We start from the raw sequence: 20,882 nt of genomic DNA, 5'->3' as shown, positions 1-20,882 counted from the left end.
ACAGTTGAAGTCTCAGCGATCCAGCGTGGTGTGGCTTGCTGCCACCACCTGTGCGGCGGCTTCGTCGTCCAGCACTGCGGGCTGGTCGCTCTTCTGCACAAACATCAGGTACTCGATATTGCCTTCCGGCCCTTTGACCGGGCTGTAATCCAACCCGCGCACTACAAAGCCGTTTTCCGCAGCATAAGACATGGCATTGTGCAACACCTCACGATGCACGGCAGGGTCACGCACCACGCCGTTTTTGCCTACCTTCTCGCGGCCTGCCTCGAACTGCGGCTTCACCAGACAGACGCCCATGGCGTCCGGGGTGGTGATGCGCTGTGCCACCGGGAAGATGTGATGCAGAGAAATAAAGGAAACATCCACACTGAAAAATTCAATGGGCTCTGCAAGATCCTCCGGCGTGACATAGCGGATGTTCGTGCGCTCCATATTCACCACGCGCGCATCCGTCCGCAGGCTCCATGCCAGCTGACCGTAGCCAACATCTACGGCATACACCTTCACGGCACCATTTTGCAGCATACAGTCGGTAAAGCCGCCGGTAGATGCACCGATGTCCATGCAGACCTTGCCGTTGGGGGTAAGCGGGAAGCACTTCATGGCCTTTTCCAGCTTTAAGCCGCCGCGGCTGACATAGCCGATATCGTGGCCGCGAACCTCGACCACAGCGTCCTCCTTGATCATCTCGCCGGCCTTGTCCACCTTTTGCTGGTTGACAAAAACCACACCGGCCATGATCAGAGCCTTGGCGCGCTCCCGGCTCTGCACAAGGCCGTTCTGCACAAGATATTGATCCAACCGAATTTTCACAGCTCGTTTTCTCCTTTCGTGAGGGCAGACCGGACTGCCTGCACAAGATCCGCAGCGTCCAGACCGGTGCACTGCTTGATCTGCGGAACAGTCGCGTGCGGCAGGCAGGCCGTGTGGACAGCGCAGTGTAAAAAGCGGCCGTTCCAGCCTTTTTGCTGCAAAGCATATGCCAGATGTTCACCAATACCACCAGCTGCAACACATTCTTCTGCAAACAGTACGATTTTATATTTCGACACAGTATCGATAAGTTTATCTGTAAAGGGGTATAGCTTTACAAGCCTCAGAACGTCTGCATTCTGCGATGCAGCGTTCAATTGATTGGCGGCCTCCAATATGTCCTCCAGTTCGTCCGCATAGCTGACCAGAAGAATCTCTGCCCCGGGCGTTTCATACAAAAAGTCGTATTCCCGCTTTGTGCAGGGATACTGCGCCAGTTTTGCACTCTCGCCGCCGCGGGGGTAGCGGATGGCTCGAGGGCCGGAGACCGTGTCCTGCAGCAAATAGTGCAGCCAGTATTGCAGTTCCTCGTAATTGGAGGGTGCATAGACCGGGATGCCGATCTGGCTGAGGAAGGCTGCATCATAGATGCCCTGATGGGTCTCGCCGTCTGCAGGGACAAAGCCGGCGCGGTCGATGGCAAAGACCACATTCTCCTTCAACAGGTTGACATCGTGGATGATCTGGTCATAGGAGCGCTGCAGGAAGGTGGAGTAGATGCACACCACCGGCAGCATTCCCTGACTGGCAAGACCGGCCGCAAAGGTGACAGCATGCTGCTCCGCCATGCCCACATCAAAAAAGCGCTGCGGGTGACGATGGGCAAAGAATTGCAGTCCGGTACCGTACTTCATGGCAGCGGTGATTGCGCAGAGCTTCGGGTTTTGTGTTCCCTCCTGCACCAGCAGTTTGCCGAAAACAGTGGAGAAGGATTCCTTCGGCGCAACCTCCGGGTCCGGCATTCCGTCCGGGTCAAAAGCAGATACACCGTGATAGTTTCCTGGGTTCATCTCTGCCGGCTGATAACCTTTACCCTTTTTGGTCACAATATGCAAAAAATGGGGACCCGGCCGCTGGTAGATCGAGCGCAAGGTGCGTTCCAGCTCCTCCACGTTGTGGCCATCCACCGGGCCGATGTATTCAAAGCCCATATCCTCAAACATAGTGGAGTGGTACATAGCGCGGCGTACCAGCGTTTTTGCGCCGATCAGCGATTTTTTCATCGGCGTACCAATCAATGGCACACCGTCCAGAAAACTGCGTACATTATCCTTGGCATCATAATACGCCGTAGTTGTGCGCAGATGGGTCAGATATCGTGCCAGTGCACCGACATTTTTAGAGATGGACATCTTGTTATCGTTCAAGATCACGAGCAGGTTGTCCAGCCCGCCGATATTGTTCATCCCCTCATACACCATGCCGCCGGTAAAAGCGCCATCGCCGATCACCGCCACCACAAGCCCGGGCTCATGCTTGATCTTTTTGGCCCAAGCCATACCAATAGCGAGTGAAAGCGCCGTATTGCCGTGTCCGGCAATAAAGGCATCGTGCACACTTTCGTGAGGATTTGGAAAGCCGGAAATGCCATCCAGCTGCCGCAAATGGTCAAACTGTTTCCGGCGTCCGGTAAGCAGTTTGTGGGTGTAGCACTGATGCCCCACATCAAAAACGATCTTATCCTTGGGCGTTTCCAGCACACGGTGCAGCGCCACGGTCAGCTCTACGGTGCCAAGATTAGAGGCCAGATGGCCACCTGTCTTGGAGATATTTTCCAGCATAAAATGCCGTATCTCTGCGCAAAGTTTTTCCACCTGCTGCGCATTCAGCTTTTTAAGATCGCTGGGCTGATCGATCTTATCCAGCAACAACGATTCCATATTCACACATCCTTTATGTGTTTGTACTTTGGGCGTCTCTGCCGCCTTTTACACGACCGGGAACAGAAAGCCTACCAGGGAGCCGAGCAGTACGCCCGCCACGACTTGCAGCGGCGTGTGGCCGACCATTTCCTTCAGGTGCATATTCTGCAAAAAGGGAGCGTTTTTCTCGCTTACATCGATCCACTGGGCAATCATCTGGTTCAGCACCTTTGCCTGTTCACCAGTCTCGTGCCGGACGCCCATGGCATCGTGCATGGTGATGATAGCCACCACACAGGCCACCGCAAAAATCGGCGAGGCGACCCCGGCGCTGCGTCCGGTAACAATAGCCATGGCGCAGACGGTCGCGCTGTGTGCGCTGGGCATACCACCATCGCCCCACATCCGCTCTAACTGGAACTTACCCAGCAGAATAAAGTTGATGATGGTCTTTAGCACCTGTGCAATGAACCAGCTAAGAAGCGATGCGGTCAAGATCTGATTGGCTGATAAGATATTTTGAATAAACTGCATATCTGTATTCCTTTTTCTTTAGTTTTTGCGCACCAGAAGCTGCTGAGCCAGCTGCTGCAAAAAAGCTGCCTTTGCACCAAAATGCTGCTGCAGATCATTGCAGATCTGCTCGTTCAGCTTTTGCGCCAGCACCATTGCGCCGTCGGTTCCATACAGGGTAACAAAAGTGGTCTTGCCGTTTTCGCTGTCGCTGCCGATGGGTTTGCCCAGCTGTTCCGGGGTGCTGGTAACGTCCAGCACATCGTCCACGATCTGGAACACCAACCCCAGCCCGTATGCGTAGGAGGCCAGTATCTTGCACTGCTGCGGTGTTGCACCGGCTGCGGCAGCGCCCATCTGGACGGCGGCATTGATCAGTGCACCAGTCTTGTTGCGGTGAATGAGGCGCAGCTGCTCCTCGGTGGCCGCTAGCGCTTCATATTTCAGATCCAGCTCCTGCCCGTAGACCATACCGCGGCTGCCTGCACCCGCGCCCAGCGCACGGGCGGCTGCCACGCAGATCTGCGGCGTAGCGGAGGCGTTTGCAATCACCTCAAAAGCCTCGGTCAGCAGCACGTCACCGGCCAGCATTGCCGTGGACTCGCTGAAGGCCTTATGGCAAGAGGGACGTCCCCGGCGCAGATCATCGTTGTCCATGCAAGGCAGATCATCATGGATCAACGAGTAGCAATGCAGCATCTCCACAGCTGCCGCGAACTGTGCGGCAACCTGCATCTCGCCGCCCAGCATATCGCAGACACTGAGCGTCAGAATCGCGCGGATGCGCTTTCCACCGCCCAGCAAGCTGTAACGGGCAGCTCTGCATACTTCCGATTCCTCGGGCAGAAAACGGGCGCTGGCAGCATCCAGCGCAGCCGTAGCCTGCAGCAGATATTCCTGATATTGCGCCTTATATTCCATTATTCTTCCTCCTGCTCCTGCGGGGTGTCCACGGTCTCGGCAATCTTTGCATTGATTTCCTCGATCTGCAACGACGTCTTTTCCAACGTTGCATGGCAGTACTGCATCAGGGAGGCAGCTTCCGCATACAGCTTGACGGAATCTGCCAGCGAGGTGTCCTCCTGCTGCATCTGTGCAAGGATCGTGTTCAGCCGATCCATTCCTTCTTCAAAGCTTTTGGGTGCTCTCATTGATCTCCTCCACCGTTTCCACACGGCATCGTGCCTGATATTGCCGACTGCGCACACAGATGGGCTGCTCCGGCTGCAGCTGCTCCACGGTGCAGACCTTCCCTTTTGTATCGGTCACAAGGGCATAGCCACGGGCCAGCACACGATATGGATCCAGCGATGCAGCCAGTGCAGCTGCGTGTTGAAACTGCATATTTTTGTCATTCATACGCGTTTTTTGTTGTGCCTGAATGGCCTGCTGCACCTGTTGCAGGCGGCTTGAATACTGCTGTAAGATTTTGCTCGGCGCGCTCTGCTCCAACAAAAAGTTGTATTGCTCTAGACCATTATAGCACAACGCAAGCCGTTTTTGTATATTTTTGTGAATATTTTCTTCAATATTTTCAAAAATGCGCTGCTGTTCCTCCCGATCCGGCACCGCAAGCTCTGCGGCAGCGGACGGTGTGGGAGCACGCTGGTCGGCTACAAAGTCCAGAATGGTGTAGTCGATCTCGTGCCCGATGGCACTGATCAGTGGCGTTTTGCAGCGAAATGCCGCCCGGGCGATCTCCTCAGCGTTGAACACCCACAGGTCTTCCCTGCTGCCGCCGCCCCGGGCTACGATAATCTCGTCCACCTTCCCGCTCTGATCCAGCGTGCGGATGGCTGCGGCGATCTGCCGGGCAGCCTCAAAGCCCTGCACCGTTACCGGGCACAGCAGCAGCCGAACGGACGGCCAGCGGCGGCTGATCACGTTGCGGATATCCTGCAGCGCCGCTCCGGTTTTGCTGGTGACGACACCAATACATTCGGGGTATGCAGGCAGCGGCTTTTTGTATACCGGGTCAAACAGGCCTTCCTTTTCCAACCGGGCCTTCAGCTGCTCCAGCGCAAGCTGTGCCGCGCCCAGACCATCCGGAAACATCTCGTTTACATAGACCTGAAACGCACCGTCCCGCTCGTAGAGGGTAGCGCGGCAGCGTACCACGACCCGCATCCCCTCCTCCGGGCGAAACGCCAGACGGCGGGCATCGGTGCGGAACATCACCGCCTTTACGCTGCAGGCATCGTCCCGCAGAGAAAAGTAGCAGTGCCCGCTGCGGGCGTTCTGCACAAAATTTGCGATCTCACCCCGCAGGGCCAGATCGAACAACCCATCGTTGACATCCAGCAGCGTTTTGACATAATGATTCAGATCGGATACCGAGATCACATCAGCCATAGACCGGCCTCCCGCGCAGCAAGAATGGATACGCCGATGGCATTATCACTTGAATACTGCCCTGGCACAAAATAGACCTGCGGCAAACGCTGCTGCACCCATGTGCGGATGATATCGCTGCTCATCACACCACCGGCGCAGACCACCGGCAGACCGGGGTATTCCTTCTGTGCAGCCTTTGTCATGCGGACAACGGTATCTGCCACGCAGAGCAAGCAGTACTTGCAAACGTATTCCGGTGCTTTTCCGGCCGCAAGCAGGGCGTTACACTGATTTTCCAGCCCAGAAAGGCTGCATTGCAGCCCCTTTACGCTGGACTTAGGCCGGATATCCTCGGCGCACTGCGCAGCAAGGCGGGAGACCTCTGCCCCTGCGGGGAAGCCAAAGCCCAGCCGCACGCCCACGCGGTCCACCGCCTGACCGGCGTACAGATCGGTACTGGTGCCAAGGGTGGTGATAGCACGCACCTGATCGCACAGTAAAAGATCCGTGGTGCCGCCGGAGATATGGAACAAAAGCACCTTCTGGGAGAACAGTGCCTCACCCTTTGCGGCATACAGCGCCGCAGCAGCGTGACCCTGCTGATGGGTAGTGTGGATCAGCGGAATGTCCCGTGCCGCCGCAAAGGCGGTCGCCGCACTGACACCAGCCAGAAAACAGGGCATATAGCTGCCCTCTACCGGGCGCGGCTTTTGCGAAACACCTACGGCATCTATTTTTGTCAGGTCGAATTCCTGCGCCAGCTCCTGCAGCATCTCCGGCAGAGCTGCTGTATGATGGAACAGTGCATCGCTTTGCCGGAGACCAAGCTGCCCGGCTTTTACCGGCAAAAAGCGCTTTTTTGCACAAACAACCTCCCCGGCTGTATCAAAAACTGCCAGAGAGGTTGCATAGTTGCTTGTATCGACCCCGAGCGTATAACGGCTCACTGTTCAGCCGACTCCGCGACGGCTTCATCACTCAGGCCGTGGTCGCGTGCCACAGCACCCAGCAGGCCATTCACAAATTGGTAGTCCTCGCCCGCGCCGTACTTCTTGGTCAGCTCCACAGCCTCATTGATGGCAACGCCGGGCTTGTTCTCGCCGCCGAACAGCATCTCGGCCACGGCCAGACGCAGCACAGTCAGGCTGACGCGGGGCAGACGCTCCATAGTCCAGTTGCGCAGATGGGAGCGGATCTCGTCATCCACCTCTGCGGAATGATCGTAGTAGGCGTTCAGCAACAGACGGCTGAAGGCGTCCACGGGATGCTCCTCGTCGTTCTCAGCGTGGTTGGACAGTGCCTCGGCCAGAGGAATGTCACCAAAGGTCTGCGAAAATGCCAGCAAAAAGGCGTTTTCACGGGCTTCTCTACGGGGCAGAATGTTTTCCATAATGTTCCTTTCGCAATACAAACCCTCCCCGCCGGGCGTACCGGGAGGAGGATCGTTTCTGATATGATTTTTTGCTGAATTTGTTACTGCGCTTCGGCAAGGCCTGCAATGACCAGATCCACGCGGCTAACCGTCACATTGGTCATGTTCTGCACGGCAGACTTGACGTTCTCCTGTACTTTTTCAGCCACAGAGGGAATCCGTGCGCCGAACTGCATCATCAGGTGCAGAGTGATGCTGGCCGTGCCGTCCCGCATCTCAACCACCACAGGCGGCTGGATACTGGCAGATTCCAGCAGGCTTTTCAGCTTTTTATTCTGCACGCCGCAGGACACCTCGGCAACGCCGTCCACTTCCAGTGCGGCGCAGCGGGCAATCTTACCCACGACCTCGGTCGAAATCTGAAGGCTGCCGCCCTGAAGATCCATGTTCTGTAAATCCATTGTGCTGTCCTCCATCCAAAGGCTGCTCCTGCAGCGGTTTCAAAACCCTGAAACCGGTCTGCCGTGCCTGCCTTTTGTGTTCAAACGCGCCCTTGTACAGTGCATAAAGGCGCGCAGCATTCATTTTTGATAGAGTTATTATACCATCAATGCGGGGGTAATTTCAATACTTGTTTGGAAAAGAAGATGGAAATCAGCATAGAATGGCATCCCGGCAGCGCATACGGCTTTCTGCCTGCAAGAAAAGCTGCGCCTGCGCCGCCGGGATATCCGCATAGATAAAGAGTGCTTACTTTACCTCCACCACCGTGATATTCTGGGCGGTCACGCTGCTTTTGTTCATCACCACATCCCGGATCTGTGCCACCTGCGCCGCCGTGAGCGGCTCACCCGCTGTCATCACGGTCAGGTCTGCCCGCCCTGCTTGCAAAAAGCACAGGCAATCCGCAAAGCCCTTGGCGCGCACCAGCGTTTCGATCTCGTTTTCTGCGTTCAGATCCTCCAGCCCTGCCGCCATTTGTGCGGTGTACTCCTTTTTCTCCTCCGCTGTCAGGGAGGAGGACTTCAGGCTCTTTTGCAGGGTATCCATCGCTTCGTCGTGTGCCTTTTCCCGCTTGAGCCGAGCCTGTTCAAAAAAGCGGGTGCCGCTGTCGTTTGCTACGCTGACAAGCTGTGCTTCGCCATAATTTTTATTGACACCGGAGGCGGCCTCCGCCTCTGTGGGCAGCGCATCCGTGATGGCAGTCTCCGCTTCTGCCTCCACTGGCTCTGCCGAGACCATGAGGGTGTCGTCCTCTGTCTGCGGAGTAATGTCTGCCCGGGCATACTGCCAGTTTAAGTAGACGGCAATGACCAGCGCCGCCGCCAGTGTCAGGGCGGTGACCCTGCGGGTGTTTCTGGAAAGTGCTCTCATAAAACGCTTCCTCCTTTGTTTTTGGGTAAATAGTTTTGGTACTCGATCAAAGCAGCAGCTCAGCACTTGCGTTGCTCCACGCAGATGCGGTTCGCGGGCAGATCCAACAGCGAATGCAGCAGCTCAGTAATGCGGGCTGCAACCCGGACATCTCCCCCGCCCTCACACAGCACGGCAACCCCGCAGACCTGCGGCAGATAGGTAGTCTCGGCCAGCGCAGACCCATCCTGTAAAAGAACGTGCTTCTCCTGCTGTTGCAGATCTCCGGTCTGGGTATCTACTGCATAGATAGTCTCCTCTCCGGTGGTCAGGGTGACCATGACCGTGGTGCGTCCTGCCCCCTGCAATTGGCTGATAAGCTCTTCCAGCTGCTGCTCCAGTTGGGTCTGGTACTGGCTGACGGCAGCAGTCCGGACAGTAGATGCCGCGGTTTTCTGCGTGTTGCCGCTGGGTAAAAGTTCCGACAGCAAAAGCAGCAACATTGCCATCACGCCGACCGTCACCGCCAGCGCGGTGCGGTTTTTGTTGTTTTGCAAAGAGCGTAAAGCGGAAAGCAATTCATTCTTCTTCACGGTGTGCTCCCCTCCGCTGCCGTGGGAGCGGTGCCCAGTGTCTGCTGCAAAAAGCTAAGCGCTGCCTGCTTTTGGGCGGCGGTACAGCCCGCCGGGAAGGCAGCAACAACCTTTTTTACCACGACCTGCTGCCCGGCTTTTTCCAGCGTGACCGTCACGCTGGCATCAAGCCCGAACTGCTGGCGGCACTGTGCGGTACAGTACTCCGCCAACCGGGTCTCTGTCTCGGTCAGGATATCCGTTTCCAATGTATCCGACTGCATCGCAGACAGGACCGCCGGGGCTGTGCTCCCTGAAAAAGCGGTCAAAACCTTGCCCGGCAGCCGTGGCAGCTGCGCAAGAAGGACTGCTAAAATATATAACCCGGCTGCGGCTTTTATGCACCGGCCTGCCCAGCTTTGCCCAGCAAAAAAACTGACCAGCTCCGCCCCGATGCACGCCATGCAGAATACTGCCGCGGCCCGCTGAAATGCCTGCATCTAACCACCCCCTGTCAGCATCAGCAGTGCGATGCCCACCACAAACAACATAAAAAACAAGGCCGTAACAGCCGCCATGCAGCGCACGGCTTCGGCAAAGCATTGCAGCAGCTTATGGCAATACTCCAGCCCGCCGATCCCGGCAAGCCAGCCGCAGCAGGACAGAAAAAGCAGATGTATCAGCAGCCCGAGATACAAGGGCGCAAATTCTGCTCCAATGCTGAGCAATGCGGCAATGCCAAGGGTGCTTTTGAGCAACTGCATCCCGGCCAGCACTGCATCTGCCGCGTTGCTCAGCGCCTGCCCTACAATGGGCACACTGCCGGTCAGCAGCTGTCCCAGACGGGAGGCTGAACGATCCAGCTGCACCGTGACTACGCGCTGAATGCTCATCAGAGCGGCGAACGCTTTGCCTGCCCAGCCGATGGCCTGCCGCAGCAGCCGCCCGGTCAGAGTGCAGCCCTCGAACAGACTTTTGCGGGAACTGATGCCGCAGGCCATGCTGATGGCAAGGTAGCTGCGCAGCAGCGGCTGCAGCCAGAGGGTGACCGCCTGTGCGATAAAACACAGCACCGTGAGCAGAAAGCCGTTTGCAGCCGCTCCGGCGTTCCATTCACCGCCAGCTGCCAACACGCCGCTGTATACCGGCAAAAAGCCCAGCAGATAACTTTTCCACCCGGCCATCCGGGTGCACAGGGCAGCGGCAAGCTTGTCCAGCTCCTGCCACAATAGAACGCCGCAGCCGCCGGCAGCCGCCAGCTCCAGCAGTGCTCTGTCGGCAGTGTCCTGCAAGAGAAATGCAAGTCCAGCTGCCAGCGACAAAAACAGCAGAACATCGGCATATTGTTGCATCGTATCCCGCAGCAATTGCACCGGTTCGGCGGCAAACAAACGCACAAGGGTGCCAAGCGGGTCTGCCGCAAACTGCTCGGCCTGTACAGGTGCCTTGTCGAGATAGGTTTGCCACGGTGTGGCTTCTGCTGCCGCAGCTTTCAGAGCGGTTTTGCTGCACAGAAAACCCAGCGTTGCCATGCAAATGATAAGGCCGCATTTTTTCATCCTGCCAACCCCCAGATCGTCTGGAATATCTGTTCCAGCAGCGGCCATACTGCTGCCAGTACGAGACACCGCCCCGCCAGCCCGGCGCACCATGCAAGAGTACCTGCTCCTGCTTCCTCGCAGAGGGTGCGGACGTAATCTGCCAGCAACAGGATGCCCGCGCTGCGCAAAAGGCAGGAAAAGGCTTGCGCATTGGTGCGCTGCCCCAGCTGTACCATTGCTTGCAGTACCCCGCGCAGCGGCTGTGCCAGACGGAGCAGCAGCCACACCGCAGCACCCAGCGAAAGCAGCAACGCAAATGCCGGGGAATACCGCTGCAATAGAACTCCCGCAAAGGCCATCAGCAGCAGCGCAGTCAGCACCGGAACTGCTGCGCTCATAGCGCGAACAGAGACCGGATGGTGGCAAACAGGGTGCTGATCTGCTTGACGAGAATGGAAAGCACTACCACAAGCCCCGCCAATGTGGTCATCATGGCCTGATCCTCCCGCCCGGAGCGGATGAGCAGCTGATTGAGTACTGCCACGATGATGCCGATGGCCGCAATTTTGAACACAAGTTCGATATCCATCCGTTTCTCCTTTGTTCTGTACAGCTTTTACCAAAAGAGCAGCGCCAGCATCATACCGCCAGCCAACCCCAGACGGTGCGGCAAACCGGCCTGCCGCTGTGCTGTGCGGCGTGCCTGCTGTAAATAGTCCTCAAACCGCGCCGTATAGTAACCCAGCCGCTCGCATTCCTGTGCGGTCTCTGCGCGGCCGATTCCGCTAAAGCACTCTGCAAAGCAGGCACGCTCCTCTGCTGAAAGCTGCCACGGTGCAGGCAACTGCTGCAATGTACCGCCGGGATTTTGTGGCAAAAGGCCCTCGCGGCAAAGCTGCCGGTAGAGGCTTTGCAGGTCTGCCCGGCGGTACTGTATCTCCTGCCGGATGCGCTGTAATAACGTGATGGTGCCCTGCAAGGCAGCAAGATGCAGGGTTGTCTGAGCCTGTACCGCATCCCCCGCCAGCCAGCCGCACAGCGGGAGCAAAAGCAGGCCAAGCCCGTGCAGAAAGCTGCTCATACGGCGCACACTTCCCGGATGCAACCCGGTGTCTTCCGCCCGGCAAGGATGACCAGCCGCCGCAGCATCCCGCGCTGCAACAAAGCCTGCACCTGCGGGCGGCACTGCGCCTGTGCAGCATCCGGCGCGTGGATACTGGCAATAAAATCCACCCCGCTGAAAAAGCCCTGCTCCAGTGCCATCGTTTCCTCCAGACTGCCCAACTCGTCCAGCAGGATCACCTGTGGTGCCAGCGTGCGCAACGCCATCTGGACGGCGCGGGCTTTATCCACCCCGCCAATGCGCTCCAGCGGCGGAAGCGGCCCTTCCGGCGGGAAAAGCTCGCCCCGCTCGTCTATCACTGCCACCAGACGCTGCCTCTCGGCCAGCGTCCGGGCGATAGTGCGCAACAGGGTGGTCTTGCCGCTGCCGGGCTCTCCCACCACCAGCAGCCCGGTAAAGTGCTGTTCCAGCAGCTTGTCCAGCGCGGGCGGCAAAGGGATAACACAACTGCGTGCGATCCGCAGGTTGAGCGAAGTGACCTTTTGCAGAGCGATGCACTGCCCTTCCCGCTGTACGAACTGCCCCGCCACGCCCACGCGGTTGCCGACAGCAGTGGTCAGGTAGCCCTCAGCAAGCTCCCTTTCGTGGGTGTGCACCGAGCCATTGCAAAGGGTGTGAAATATCTCTTCTATTTGCAGTGCATTCAGCCTTATTGCAGCCAGCTTTGGAGGGCAGCCCGGCAGTGCCGAAGCAGAGCATTGCCGCCCCTGTACGGTAAATGTGACCGCACAGCCAGTGCGCAGCCGCAGCTCCTGTATGCGCACTGCCGTTTGTACGGGCAGCTGTGCCAGCAGCGATGCAAGCCAAGCGGGAAGGGCTCTGACAGCCTGATAATACTCGTCCACTTTGGTTTCTCCTTCCACGAAAGCTTTGTGCTAGCATTGTATGCGCTTTGTGCGTCATTAGAACCGGGAACCGGGAACGGGCAAACAAAAAAGCCTCTGCAACAGCATTGCAGAAGCTTTTGAAATTACTTGTATTCCGGCATTTAAAAGGGCGCTTTAAGTCGTTTCCTGTTCTGCCGGAGCATCCTGCAGCATAGCAAGAAATTCCTGCTCGGTCAGCACCGGCACGCCCAGCGCCTGTGCCTTGGTCAGCTTGGAGCCAGCCGCTGCACCGGCCACCACATAGGCCGTTTTTTTGGAGACCGAGCCACTGGCTTTGCCGCCGTTTTTCACGATCAGCGCCTCGGCTTCGTTGCGGGAGAGGGTCTCCAGCGTACCGGTGACCACCAGCGTTTTGCCCGCCAGTTTATCTCCCTTCGGCTCGCCCTTCCACTGCATATTGACCCCGGCATCTGCAAGGCGATGCACCAGATCGGTGGTGCCTTCCTTGGCAAAGAACTCCACCACACTCTGCGCCATCACGCCGCCAAAGCCGTCGATTTCGCTGATCTGCTCAGCGGTGGCTTCCCGGATGGCCTGCAGTGTGCCGAAATGTTCTGCCAGCAGCGCGGCTGCCTTATCGCCGATGTTGCGGATGCCAAAGCCGAACAAAAGTTTATCCAGATTGTTCTGCTTGGAGGCGGTAATAGCTTGCAGCAGATTGTCCGCGCTTTTCTCCTTGAATTTGTCCAGCTCCAGCAGTTGTTCCCGGGTCAGCGTGTAGATATCTGCTGCGGAATGCACCAGTTCCTTTTCCACCAATTGGGTGGCTACTGCCTCGCCCAGACCTTCGATGTCCATGGCATCCCGGGAGGCAAAATGGATGATATTGCGCAGTGCTTGTGCCGGACACTCCGGGTTCACGCAGCGCAGGGCAGCCTCGTCCTCCAGATGCACTACCGGCGCACCGCAGGAGGGACAGACCGTGGGCATAGTGTAGGGTTCAGCTCCCTCTGCATGATGGGTGACCCCGATGACCTCCGGGATGATATCGCCCGCCTTGCGCACCTGAATGGTGTCCCCGATGCACAGCCCGAACTGCCGGATGAAGTCCTCGTTGTGGAGGGTGGCGCGGGCTACCGTAGTACCTGCCAGAAACACCGGGTCAAAGCAGGCGGTGGGGGTAAGCACGCCGGTGCGCCCCACAGCCACCTCGATGCTGCGCAGGGTGGTCTCCTTGACCTCCGGCGGGTATTTGAAGGCGATGGCCCAGCGCGGGAATTTGTTGGTGGAACCCATCAGCTCCCGCTGCGCAAAATCGTTCACCTTGATAACGGCACCGTCCATGTCAAAATCCAGCTTTGCACGGTTCTGGCCGATGTTCTCGATTTCGGCAATGGCGTCCTCGATATCACGCACTACATGGTAGCGCGGCGATACCGGCAGGCCAAGGCTCTTGAGGTAATCCAGACTTTCGGAGTGCTTGGTCAGGGTCTTGCCCCGGATCTGCTGCACATTGAACACAAAGATAGAAAGCCCCCGGCTGCCGGTGATGCGGGCGTCCTTCTGCCGCAAAGAACCGGCTGCTGCGTTGCGGGGGTTTTTAAAGGGTGCTGCACCCTGCAATTCCTGCTCGGCGCACAGGTGCTGAAAGGCCTTGTGTGGCATATACACCTCGCCGCGCACCTCCAGAAACTCCGGTGCATCTTTAAGGGTCTTAGGGATGCTGCGGATGGCGCGCACATTTGCGGTGACGTCCTCACCCACCACGCCGTCACCGCGGGTGGAGGCGCGGACAAGCTGTCCATTCTCATACTCCAAGCTGCAGGAAAGGCCATCGATCTTGATCTCCACGACATACTCCGGCTCTACTCCGGCCTCGCGTACGCGGCGGTCAAAGTCCCGCAGCTCGTCAAAGGAAAACGCATCCAGCAGACTTTCCATCTTGACGGCATGGGTCACCTTGGGCAGCTTGCTGCTGGCGGTGCCACCCACCTTCTGGGTGGGCGATGTCGCTGTGACCAGCTGGGGAAATCGTGCTTCCAGTTCCTTCAACTCCCGCGTCAGGGCATCGTATTCAAAATCCTCCAGCTCCGGCGCATCCTGATCGTAGTAAAGCCGGTTGTTTTTCTCAATAATTGCGCGCAGTTCTTTCACACGCTTTTTTGCCTGTTCCAGTTCCAAATATTCCACTCTCCCGCGATATCATTTTGCCGCCCGCCGTGCTGCTTTCCCGGCAGAAACAGTGCTGTACACCGGACACAGCAGCCGAGCGGTAGTCGTTTGCATTTGTATCTTCCTTAGTATACCACATCCATGGATGGTCTGCAAAGCGCTAAATACAAATCGTATTTTTAAAGTGCTCTCGTACGTTGAAATCGATATCAGTACACATCAAATGTTGATTTTTAATCACTAGCGCAAGATACTAAACGTATACTCATTATATTTTATAACGTTGATTCGTTCTGTTTTTCAATTTCCTTTGCCGGCTTAATCAGTAATTCTTTGCGTTGTGTTTTCTACGCAGTACGAACAAAAAAGCCCCTCCCCGGTGCGGCAGCTTGTGCCATCCGGGAAAGGGGTACAGTTAAGTTTGCAGCTCAGGTGACCGGGATCAGCAACCGCTGTGCCTGCGGCAGACAGGCAAGTTCCTCCTCCAGCTGATTCGCCGCAAGAATCTGCGCCGGGGCTACATGGAACCGCCGGGCCACTGCAAACACCTCCTCTCCGGCCTGTGCGTAGTAGATACGCAGAGCAATCTCGGGGTCGGTATCGGGCAGCGGGTCGCCAAGGGTGATGCTGCCGATGACCGGGCTGGTGGTGCAGCCTAAAATCGTGCCCTCTGCCCGCACTGTGATAGTAGCCTCCAGCGTACCGCCCGCACAGGTACATTGCACGTTCTCAGTGCTCAACCAGCATTCCGACACAAGCACTGTTCCCTCCGGCGACGTGATGGGCAGCGGGACAGCGACCTCCAAGGTTTTTTCGTAGCTTTCCAGCTCGCCGAGGGTGTTCTCTGCAAGGGCAGTTACCACTGCTTTGGCGGCAAGCACCCAGCCCTCCCCTTTTTGGACGGTCTGTTGGGGGCCGTAGTGCACAAAACAGGCCCGCAGCTGCGCCCCTGCATCCGGAAGAGGTCCGGAGCCTGTGGCGGTGGCGGTATCGTTCAGGGTGCAGAGCAACTGCTCTGTGACGAGTGGCTGCGGTGTGAGTTCCGTTTCAAACCGGGTGGAAAAAGCATCCACTGCCACTTGCAGCTGATAGCTGCGCCATGCCCGCAGGTGCAGCATGACATTTGCCGTCAGCTGGGCGGCGGCGCTTTCTGCCTGCGACAGGGTAAAGCCCACCGGCTCTGCCACACACAGGCAGTGGCAGTCCTCGGTGATGCCCTCTAAATCTATTACCTGCTGGAAGGGCAGTGCCGCCGCCTGACTTTGCAGGGCAGTGTCCCCTTCTGCCCGCCATGCACACTGCACCCGCAGTTCCCCCTTGACAACAGCTTTACCGGCAAGCAGCTTTACCTCTGCCACACAGGCGTTGCCGGTAATATCCAGTACAGCCGCGGGGGGCTTTGCAAAGACAAGCTCTCCCTCTAAGGTAACAAGCTTATCCAGCACAGCTACACTGCGCACGCCTTGCAATGTACGCAGCTGCTGCTCGATGCCGCCATCTGCCAGTGCGGTGATCACCTCGGTCTTGCACTGGGTATGCACCGTGACCACCAGCCCATAGGCGCCCCGCACCTCGATACGGCGCGGGTCTGCCGCGCGGGTGTTGAGGTACTCCGTCTGCCCTTCCACCACGGCTGTCCATGCCGTAAAGGTAAGCTCCGGCAGTTCCAGCTGCCGGGTGAAGGGCAGCTTTTGCTCGGTCTGGCACAGGTCTTTTTCTGCTTCGCTCTGGTAAAACACCGTGCAGCGCAGATAGCCCTCTAAGGTAAGTCTGCCCGGTTGCAACTGCCGCTGCAGAACAACCGGGCGGACAAAGCACTTGACCAGCTTACCCACCGGCGGCAGGTCATCCGAGATACGGATATCGGTCTCCAGCGGAAGTTCTGCTTTTACGGTACAGCCTGCCCCGCCTTGCGGCAGCGTGTCCCGGAATATCTTCAGTTCCATGTGCAGTGTGCTCCTTTCCCTGTCCGTTTCCGTAAGAGTGTATGCGGCAGCAGGCGACGGTATGCCGGCAGTAAAAGGCCGGTGTGCAGCAGCTTTGCCACACACCGGCCTTTTTTGGATTCAGTTCTCTTTGCGGATGCCGAACAGCTTGCGCAGAATGCCGCACAGCGCTTTCGGGCTGCGAATGACCACTACCTGCATCTCCACCCCGCCTTTCGCTCATGTTTACCCCATTATAGCGTCTGACGGGCAAAAATGTTCCGGGAAGAGGTTTAATCTGCGATGGTCTCCACCACCACAAGCGCGCCCTGCCGTGTGCTGATGGTGATGCAGTCCGATCCTTCGGCATATTCGTTGCTCACGCCCAGCGGATAGCCTGCTGTGAGCACGGCATCCTCTAACTCATAGAAGGAGCCTTTTTCATACACGCCCTCGGCGCGTCCCTCCATGGGGAAGGCGGAGAAGTAGAAGAACTCCTCCTTGGGATAGCGGCGGCTCTCGCCCGGCAGCACAAAGGTGATGCGGGAGCGCTCGTCCTGCAAGGCAGCGCGGATGCCGCGCTGCTCCAGCCCAAGGCCGGTGCACAGGTTTGCAAGGGTGTGCTCCACCCGCTTGCCGCCCAGTGCGCCCAGCAAAAGCACCTCGTCAAAGCCCTTTTGCGCCGCGAGCTTTGCGGCATACTCGGTATCGGTGTCGTCCTTGACGTGGGGTAAAACGACGATATCGTCCGCATTCTGCTGCGGACAGGGAGCGGAATCAAAATCGCCTACAATGATATCCGGCTTGCAGCCCAGCCGTTCGCAGTTGCGGTAGCCCGCATCGCAGGCAATGATAAAATCATCGCTGCGCAGCAAGCGCTTAAATTCCGGCTGCACCGGGCAGGCGGAAAGGATCACACAACGGGACATCTCATTCTTCCTTCCGTATTACACTTTCGGGCGCTGCCAGTCCTTGACATCCTTTACCTCGTCGTACATGGCGCAGTAGCTGTCGTACCGGGTCTGGGAAAGTTTGCCCTCTGCCAGCGCAGCCCGCACAGCACAGCCTTTTTCGCTGCGGTGGGAGCAGCCGGTAAACTGGCACTGCCCCAGATAAGGCCCGAACTCCGGGAAGGCGTGCTCCAGATTCTCCTTGGGGATGAACCCGGCACGATTCGCCTCCAGACTGGCAAAGCCCGGCGTGTCGGCAATGCGTCCGCCGTAGGCTTCAAAGATGGTCACCTCACGGGTTGTGTGGCGGCCGCGTCCCAACTTCTGGCTGATGGCGCTGGTCTCGCGGGCGGCGTCCGGCAGCAATGCGTTCAACAGGGTGGATTTACCCACACCGGAGTTGCCGCAGAAAGCGCACAATCTGCTGTTGATCCACTGCTTTACTTCGTCCAGACCTGCACCGCTTTCGTAGTCGATGCGGATAAACGGCAGGGTGGACTTTGCATAGGCATTTGCCAGAAAATCCGCCTCGGCAAGGTCGCTTTTGGTACACACCACCACCGGCTGTACGCCCTTATCCACCGCAATGGCCGAAAGCTTATCCAGAACCAGCGTGCTGGGGGTAGGCTGGGTGGTGCTGGCCACAAGGAACAGCACATCCAGATTTGCCACCGGCGGGCGCACAAAAACATTTTTGCGGGGCTCGATCTGCGCAATGACCGCTGCGTCATTCTCGGTCTCCAGCGTCACCTCATCCCCTGCCACGGGGGTGATCTTCTGTTTGCGGAAGATGCCGCGGGGTTTGCACTCCACGATGCCATCCGGCGTTTTTACATAGTAAAAGCCGCCAATGCCTTTTACGATATAACCGTTCATGCATATCCTCCGTCAGCCCAACAGCGAGGACCACCAGTCCAGAATACCGCCGCCTGTGGAGCTGCTGCTGGAGCTCGGCTCGCTGCTGCCGCCGGTGCTCTCACCGCCGGTAGAACCTTCGCCCGTGGTGCCGGAAGTAGTGCCATCGCCACCCGGCTGCTCCGGTTCCTGTACCGGTGCAGCGCCCGCGCTGACCACAACGTTTACGCGGCTGTTCAGTTTTGCGGTAGTACCTGCCGCAGGGTTCTGGCTGAGCACCGTACCTGCGGGCTGGTCGCTGTATTCTTCACTCTGGCTGCCAAGCCCCAGATGGTTCTGCACCAGCAGGGTGCGGGCATCATCCACGCTCATGCCGGTAAGCGAGGGCACCTTGGTGGTGGTGGACACCTGCGGACGACTGATATAGAGGATGACCGTAGAGCCTGCCGCCACCTGCGTACCGGCGGCAGGGTCGGTGCGGATGACCGCACCGGAAGCCACCGAGGTATCCACAGCCTGCGTGACCAGCACCGAAACGCCCAGTGCCTTGAGCTGCTGTTCGGCATCGGTCTGCACATAGTTGGTCAGGTCCGGCACGGTGACATACTGGGTGCCCAGACTAACGGTCAAAGTCACGCTTTGTCCCTCGCGGACGGTGCGGCCGGATACCGGCGACTGCTTATAGATATAACCGGCGGCGTAGTTGCTGTTGTACTCTTCTTCCCACTCCGGGGAGATCTGGCCGGATGCGATTTGATCCGTGGCCATGGCCTGATCCTTGGTCATGCCGATATAGTCTCCAAGGGTGACATCGGCCTTGTTGTTCATCAGGTTGGAGGAGTCGTTCAGGATCATCCAGCACAGTGCCATGCAGGCCAGTGCAAAGGCAATGGTGATGCCGAACAAGGCCGGCAAAAAGACAGTGCGGCGTTTTTTGCCCGGTTTTCCCTTGCCTTTTTTGCGGGGTGCGGGCTGTTCGTTCTGACGGATCGCGCGGTTCTGGTTCATGGTACGTTTCACCACCTTTTCGGGCGCTTCTTCTGTAATATACTGATATTCAAACAGCACGGAGGGGTTCTGCACATAGGTGTCCAGTGCTTCCAGCATCGCCCGTGCCGAGGGGTAGCGGTTCTGGGGGAGCTTTGCCATGGCCTTTTCGGTGATCTCCACCAGCGCATAGGGCACTTCCGGTGCCAGTTCGTGCAGCGAGCGGGGCTCGTCCGAGATCTGCTTGATGGCAACCTCAACCACGTCATCGGCATCAAAGGGCAGATGTCCGGAAAGCATCTCGTACATCATGACGCCCACAGAGTAGATGTCGCTGGTGCGGTCGGTCTCGTCTCCTTTTGCCTGCTCCGGGCTGATATAATGCACGCTGCCCATTGCCTTGCCGGCCAGCATCTGGTTATCTGCCCGGGAAATGCGGGCGATACCGAAGTCCATCATGCGCAGCTGGCCGTTATCCAGCAGCATAATATTCTGGGGCTTGATATCCCGGTGCACGACGCCGTTGGCGTGGGCATGCTCCAGCGCCTTGAGGATCTGGGAGATGAAGTGCACGGTCTCCCGGCTGGAAAGCTTGCCGCCCCGCTCGTTGAGGTACTCCCGCAACGTCATGCCGTCCACATATTCCATAACAATATACTGCAGATGGTCGTTGACCGAGACATCGTACACCTTAACGATATTGGGGTGATTCAGCAGTGAGATGGCCTTGGATTCGTTTTTAAAGCGGCGCACAAGATCCGGGTCGTGCATATACTCCCGCCGCAGCACCTTGACGGCCACCACAGTCCCGGCGGGCACAGGGCCGTTCTGTCCCCGCATGACTGCCTTATACACGTTGGCCATGCCGCCGGAGCCGATCAGCTCCTGCACCTCATACAGACCGTCCAGTCTTTTACCGATCAGGTTATCCATGGCGCACCTCCATCGGCTCTACTCCCACCAGCAGGGCGGTAATGTTATCCGGGCCGCCGTTTTCGTTGGCGGTACGGATCAGAACGTCCGGCAGATCGTAAAAAGACCCGCTGCGCAGCAGTTGCTCCAGCTGCTCTGTGGGTACGGCATTGGTCAGGCCGTCCGTGCACAGCAGCAGAACATCCCCTGCCTGCAGCGCTACGGTGGTGAACTCCGGCTCCAGCCGGTAATCCACGCCCAGCGCCCGGGTGATGATGTTTTTCTGCGGGTGATGCTCTGCCTGCTCCTGCGTGATGGTGCCGCAATCCACAAGCTCCTGCACATAGGAGTGGTCGTGGGTCAGCTGCGCCAGCTTACCGTCCCGGTACAGGTAGGCGCGGGAATCGCCCGCGTGGCTCAGATAGGCCTTGCCGCCGCGCACCAGAGCGCAGACGGCGGTGGTGCCCATACCGGCCAGAGACTCCTCCCGCAGTGCCTTCTGGAACACATAGCGGTTGGCACTGAGCAGCGCCTTTTTCAGAAAAGTCTCCTCTTCGCCGGGGATGCACTGGTTGTACTGCTCCTGAAAGCAGCGCTCGATGACGCTGCACGCACACTGCGAGGCTTCCCGCCCGCCGCGTGCGCCGCCCATGCCATCGCATACCAGCGCCCATGCTGCATCGCCGGGCAGTTCCCCGGCACGGTAATCATCCTGATTGTCCTGCCGGACGCGCCCCACGTCCGTTTTTCCTGCAAGTTTCATAGGTT

General features: G+C 58.0%; 24 protein-coding genes. All 24 read right to left on the bottom strand.

The features are described from left to right. Nucleotides 1–12 precede the first annotated feature (12 nt). Complete coding sequence (locus MTP43_RS07440; RefSeq protein ID WP_097783934.1) at nt 13–816, bottom strand: TlyA family RNA methyltransferase; 804 nt, start codon at nt 814–816, stop codon at nt 13–15. After that, nucleotides 813–2,696 (bottom strand): 1-deoxy-D-xylulose-5-phosphate synthase, encoded by a 1,884-nt coding sequence (dxs, locus tag MTP43_RS07435; RefSeq protein ID WP_015538491.1) that lies wholly within the window; start codon nt 2,694–2,696, stop codon nt 813–815. Before dxs ends, MTP43_RS07440 begins: the two co-directional genes overlap by 4 nt. A 48-nt stretch (nt 2,697–2,744) precedes the next feature. After that, nucleotides 2,745–3,212, bottom strand: coding sequence for a divergent PAP2 family protein (locus MTP43_RS07430; RefSeq protein WP_015538490.1), 468 nt, complete (start codon nt 3,210–3,212; stop codon nt 2,745–2,747). 18 nt (nt 3,213–3,230) lie between these two features. After that, nucleotides 3,231–4,112 carry a polyprenyl synthetase family protein gene (locus MTP43_RS07425; RefSeq protein ID WP_005925931.1) on the bottom strand — a complete coding sequence of 294 codons (882 nt, stop codon included), beginning with the start codon at nt 4,110–4,112 and terminating at the stop codon, nt 3,231–3,233. After that, nucleotides 4,112–4,342, bottom strand: a complete 231-nt coding sequence (gene xseB, locus MTP43_RS07420) for an exodeoxyribonuclease VII small subunit (protein WP_223451562.1) — start codon at nt 4,340–4,342, stop codon at nt 4,112–4,114. The genes MTP43_RS07425 and xseB overlap by 1 nt, the downstream gene beginning before the upstream one ends. Then, complete coding sequence (gene xseA / locus MTP43_RS07415) at nt 4,320–5,543, bottom strand: exodeoxyribonuclease VII large subunit (RefSeq protein WP_005925936.1); 1,224 nt, start codon at nt 5,541–5,543, stop codon at nt 4,320–4,322. Before xseA ends, xseB begins: the two co-directional genes overlap by 23 nt. After that, nucleotides 5,531–6,373: a glycoprotease gene (locus MTP43_RS07410; RefSeq protein ID WP_223451564.1), complete on the bottom strand. Its 843-nt coding sequence runs from the start codon at nt 6,371–6,373 to the stop codon at nt 5,531–5,533. The genes xseA and MTP43_RS07410 overlap by 13 nt, the downstream gene beginning before the upstream one ends. A 95-nt stretch (nt 6,374–6,468) precedes the next feature. Then, nucleotides 6,469–6,915: a transcription antitermination factor NusB gene (gene nusB, locus MTP43_RS07405; protein WP_005925942.1), complete on the bottom strand. Its 447-nt coding sequence runs from the start codon at nt 6,913–6,915 to the stop codon at nt 6,469–6,471. 83 nt (nt 6,916–6,998) lie between these two features. Further along, nucleotides 6,999–7,373, bottom strand: coding sequence for an Asp23/Gls24 family envelope stress response protein (locus tag MTP43_RS07400; RefSeq protein ID WP_005925945.1), 375 nt, complete (start codon nt 7,371–7,373; stop codon nt 6,999–7,001). 274 nt (nt 7,374–7,647) lie between these two features. Continuing rightward, nucleotides 7,648–8,271, bottom strand: coding sequence for a SpoIIIAH-like family protein (locus tag MTP43_RS07395; protein ID WP_015538489.1), 624 nt, complete (start codon nt 8,269–8,271; stop codon nt 7,648–7,650). A gap of 59 nt (nt 8,272–8,330) precedes the next feature. Further along, complete coding sequence (locus tag MTP43_RS07390) at nt 8,331–8,843, bottom strand: stage III sporulation protein AG (protein ID WP_097783933.1); 513 nt, start codon at nt 8,841–8,843, stop codon at nt 8,331–8,333. Further along, nucleotides 8,840–9,106, bottom strand: coding sequence for a hypothetical protein (locus MTP43_RS07385; protein WP_223474343.1), 267 nt, complete (start codon nt 9,104–9,106; stop codon nt 8,840–8,842). The genes MTP43_RS07390 and MTP43_RS07385 overlap by 4 nt, the downstream gene beginning before the upstream one ends. Before the next feature lie 216 nt (nt 9,107–9,322). After that, complete coding sequence (locus MTP43_RS07380; RefSeq protein WP_015538487.1) at nt 9,323–10,381, bottom strand: stage III sporulation protein AE; 1,059 nt, start codon at nt 10,379–10,381, stop codon at nt 9,323–9,325. Then, a complete protein-coding gene (locus MTP43_RS07375) occupies nt 10,378–10,761 on the bottom strand; it encodes a SpoIIIAC/SpoIIIAD family protein (protein WP_097783932.1) in 384 nt (127 codons plus the stop codon). The genes MTP43_RS07380 and MTP43_RS07375 overlap by 4 nt, the downstream gene beginning before the upstream one ends. Continuing rightward, on the bottom strand, nt 10,758–10,952 hold the full coding sequence (spoIIIAC, locus tag MTP43_RS07370) for a stage III sporulation protein AC (protein WP_005925971.1): 195 nt from the start codon (nt 10,950–10,952) through the stop codon (nt 10,758–10,760). Before spoIIIAC ends, MTP43_RS07375 begins: the two co-directional genes overlap by 4 nt. A gap of 27 nt (nt 10,953–10,979) precedes the next feature. After that, nucleotides 10,980–11,444, bottom strand: coding sequence for a hypothetical protein (locus tag MTP43_RS07365; RefSeq protein ID WP_015538486.1), 465 nt, complete (start codon nt 11,442–11,444; stop codon nt 10,980–10,982). After that, nucleotides 11,441–12,331 (bottom strand): ATPase, T2SS/T4P/T4SS family, encoded by an 891-nt coding sequence (locus MTP43_RS07360; RefSeq protein WP_238057062.1) that lies wholly within the window; start codon nt 12,329–12,331, stop codon nt 11,441–11,443. The genes MTP43_RS07365 and MTP43_RS07360 overlap by 4 nt, the downstream gene beginning before the upstream one ends. 156 nt (nt 12,332–12,487) lie before the next feature. Beyond that, entirely contained in the window at nt 12,488–14,503 is a 2,016-nt protein-coding gene (gene ligA, locus MTP43_RS07355; protein ID WP_112120742.1) for an NAD-dependent DNA ligase LigA, read from the bottom strand. Between the two features lie 410 nt (nt 14,504–14,913). Further along, on the bottom strand, nt 14,914–16,431 hold the full coding sequence (locus MTP43_RS07350; protein WP_097786285.1) for a DUF3794 domain-containing protein: 1,518 nt from the start codon (nt 16,429–16,431) through the stop codon (nt 14,914–14,916). A gap of 120 nt (nt 16,432–16,551) precedes the next feature. Next, on the bottom strand, nt 16,552–16,632 hold the full coding sequence (spoVM, locus tag MTP43_RS14505) for a stage V sporulation protein SpoVM (protein ID WP_015538484.1): 81 nt from the start codon (nt 16,630–16,632) through the stop codon (nt 16,552–16,554). Nucleotides 16,633–16,703: 71 nt separating this feature from the next. Beyond that, nucleotides 16,704–17,339, bottom strand: coding sequence for a thiamine diphosphokinase (locus MTP43_RS07345; RefSeq protein ID WP_005925986.1), 636 nt, complete (start codon nt 17,337–17,339; stop codon nt 16,704–16,706). 18 nt (nt 17,340–17,357) lie between these two features. Beyond that, entirely contained in the window at nt 17,358–18,236 is an 879-nt protein-coding gene (gene rsgA, locus MTP43_RS07340; RefSeq protein ID WP_005925989.1) for a ribosome small subunit-dependent GTPase A, read from the bottom strand. A 12-nt stretch (nt 18,237–18,248) separates the two neighbouring features. Beyond that, on the bottom strand, nt 18,249–20,135 hold the full coding sequence (gene pknB / locus MTP43_RS07335) for a Stk1 family PASTA domain-containing Ser/Thr kinase (RefSeq protein WP_005925992.1): 1,887 nt from the start codon (nt 20,133–20,135) through the stop codon (nt 18,249–18,251). After that, entirely contained in the window at nt 20,128–20,877 is a 750-nt protein-coding gene (locus tag MTP43_RS07330; protein WP_005925995.1) for a Stp1/IreP family PP2C-type Ser/Thr phosphatase, read from the bottom strand. Before MTP43_RS07330 ends, pknB begins: the two co-directional genes overlap by 8 nt. Nucleotides 20,878–20,882: the final 5 nt, after the last annotated feature.

Source organism: Faecalibacterium sp. IP-1-18 (assembly GCF_023347355.1).
GTDB lineage: Bacteria > Bacillota > Clostridia > Oscillospirales > Ruminococcaceae > Faecalibacterium > Faecalibacterium prausnitzii.
Note: the sequence above shows the minus strand (reverse complement) of the source record. Positions and strands in the feature narration are given on the sequence as shown.

Coding starts and splice junctions, on each gene's coding strand:
- dxs (WP_015538491.1), bottom strand. CDS start 2,696: ATGGAATCGTTGTTGCTGGATAAGATCGATCAGCCCAGCGATCTTAAA.
- MTP43_RS07430 (WP_015538490.1), bottom strand. CDS start 3,212: ATGCAGTTTATTCAAAATATCTTATCAGCCAATCAGATCTTGACCGCA.
- MTP43_RS07425 (WP_005925931.1), bottom strand. CDS start 4,112: ATGGAATATAAGGCGCAATATCAGGAATATCTGCTGCAGGCTACGGCT.
- xseB (WP_223451562.1), bottom strand. CDS start 4,342: ATGAGAGCACCCAAAAGCTTTGAAGAAGGAATGGATCGGCTGAACACG.
- xseA (WP_005925936.1), bottom strand. CDS start 5,543: ATGGCTGATGTGATCTCGGTATCCGATCTGAATCATTATGTCAAAACG.
- nusB (WP_005925942.1), bottom strand. CDS start 6,915: ATGGAAAACATTCTGCCCCGTAGAGAAGCCCGTGAAAACGCCTTTTTG.
- MTP43_RS07400 (WP_005925945.1), bottom strand. CDS start 7,373: ATGGAGGACAGCACAATGGATTTACAGAACATGGATCTTCAGGGCGGC.
- MTP43_RS07395 (WP_015538489.1), bottom strand. CDS start 8,271: ATGAGAGCACTTTCCAGAAACACCCGCAGGGTCACCGCCCTGACACTG.
- MTP43_RS07385 (WP_223474343.1), bottom strand. CDS start 9,106: ATGCAGTCGGATACATTGGAAACGGATATCCTGACCGAGACAGAGACC.
- MTP43_RS07380 (WP_015538487.1), bottom strand. CDS start 10,381: ATGAAAAAATGCGGCCTTATCATTTGCATGGCAACGCTGGGTTTTCTG.
- MTP43_RS07375 (WP_097783932.1), bottom strand. CDS start 10,761: ATGAGCGCAGCAGTTCCGGTGCTGACTGCGCTGCTGCTGATGGCCTTT.
- spoIIIAC (WP_005925971.1), bottom strand. CDS start 10,952: ATGGATATCGAACTTGTGTTCAAAATTGCGGCCATCGGCATCATCGTG.
- MTP43_RS07365 (WP_015538486.1), bottom strand. CDS start 11,444: ATGAGCAGCTTTCTGCACGGGCTTGGCCTGCTTTTGCTCCCGCTGTGC.
- MTP43_RS07350 (WP_097786285.1), bottom strand. CDS start 16,431: ATGGAACTGAAGATATTCCGGGACACGCTGCCGCAAGGCGGGGCAGGC.
- spoVM (WP_015538484.1), bottom strand. CDS start 16,632: ATGCAGGTAGTGGTCATTCGCAGCCCGAAAGCGCTGTGCGGCATTCTG.
- MTP43_RS07345 (WP_005925986.1), bottom strand. CDS start 17,339: ATGTCCCGTTGTGTGATCCTTTCCGCCTGCCCGGTGCAGCCGGAATTT.
- rsgA (WP_005925989.1), bottom strand. CDS start 18,236: ATGAACGGTTATATCGTAAAAGGCATTGGCGGCTTTTACTATGTAAAA.
- pknB (WP_005925992.1), bottom strand. CDS start 20,135: ATGGATAACCTGATCGGTAAAAGACTGGACGGTCTGTATGAGGTGCAG.
- MTP43_RS07330 (WP_005925995.1), bottom strand. CDS start 20,877: ATGAAACTTGCAGGAAAAACGGACGTGGGGCGCGTCCGGCAGGACAAT.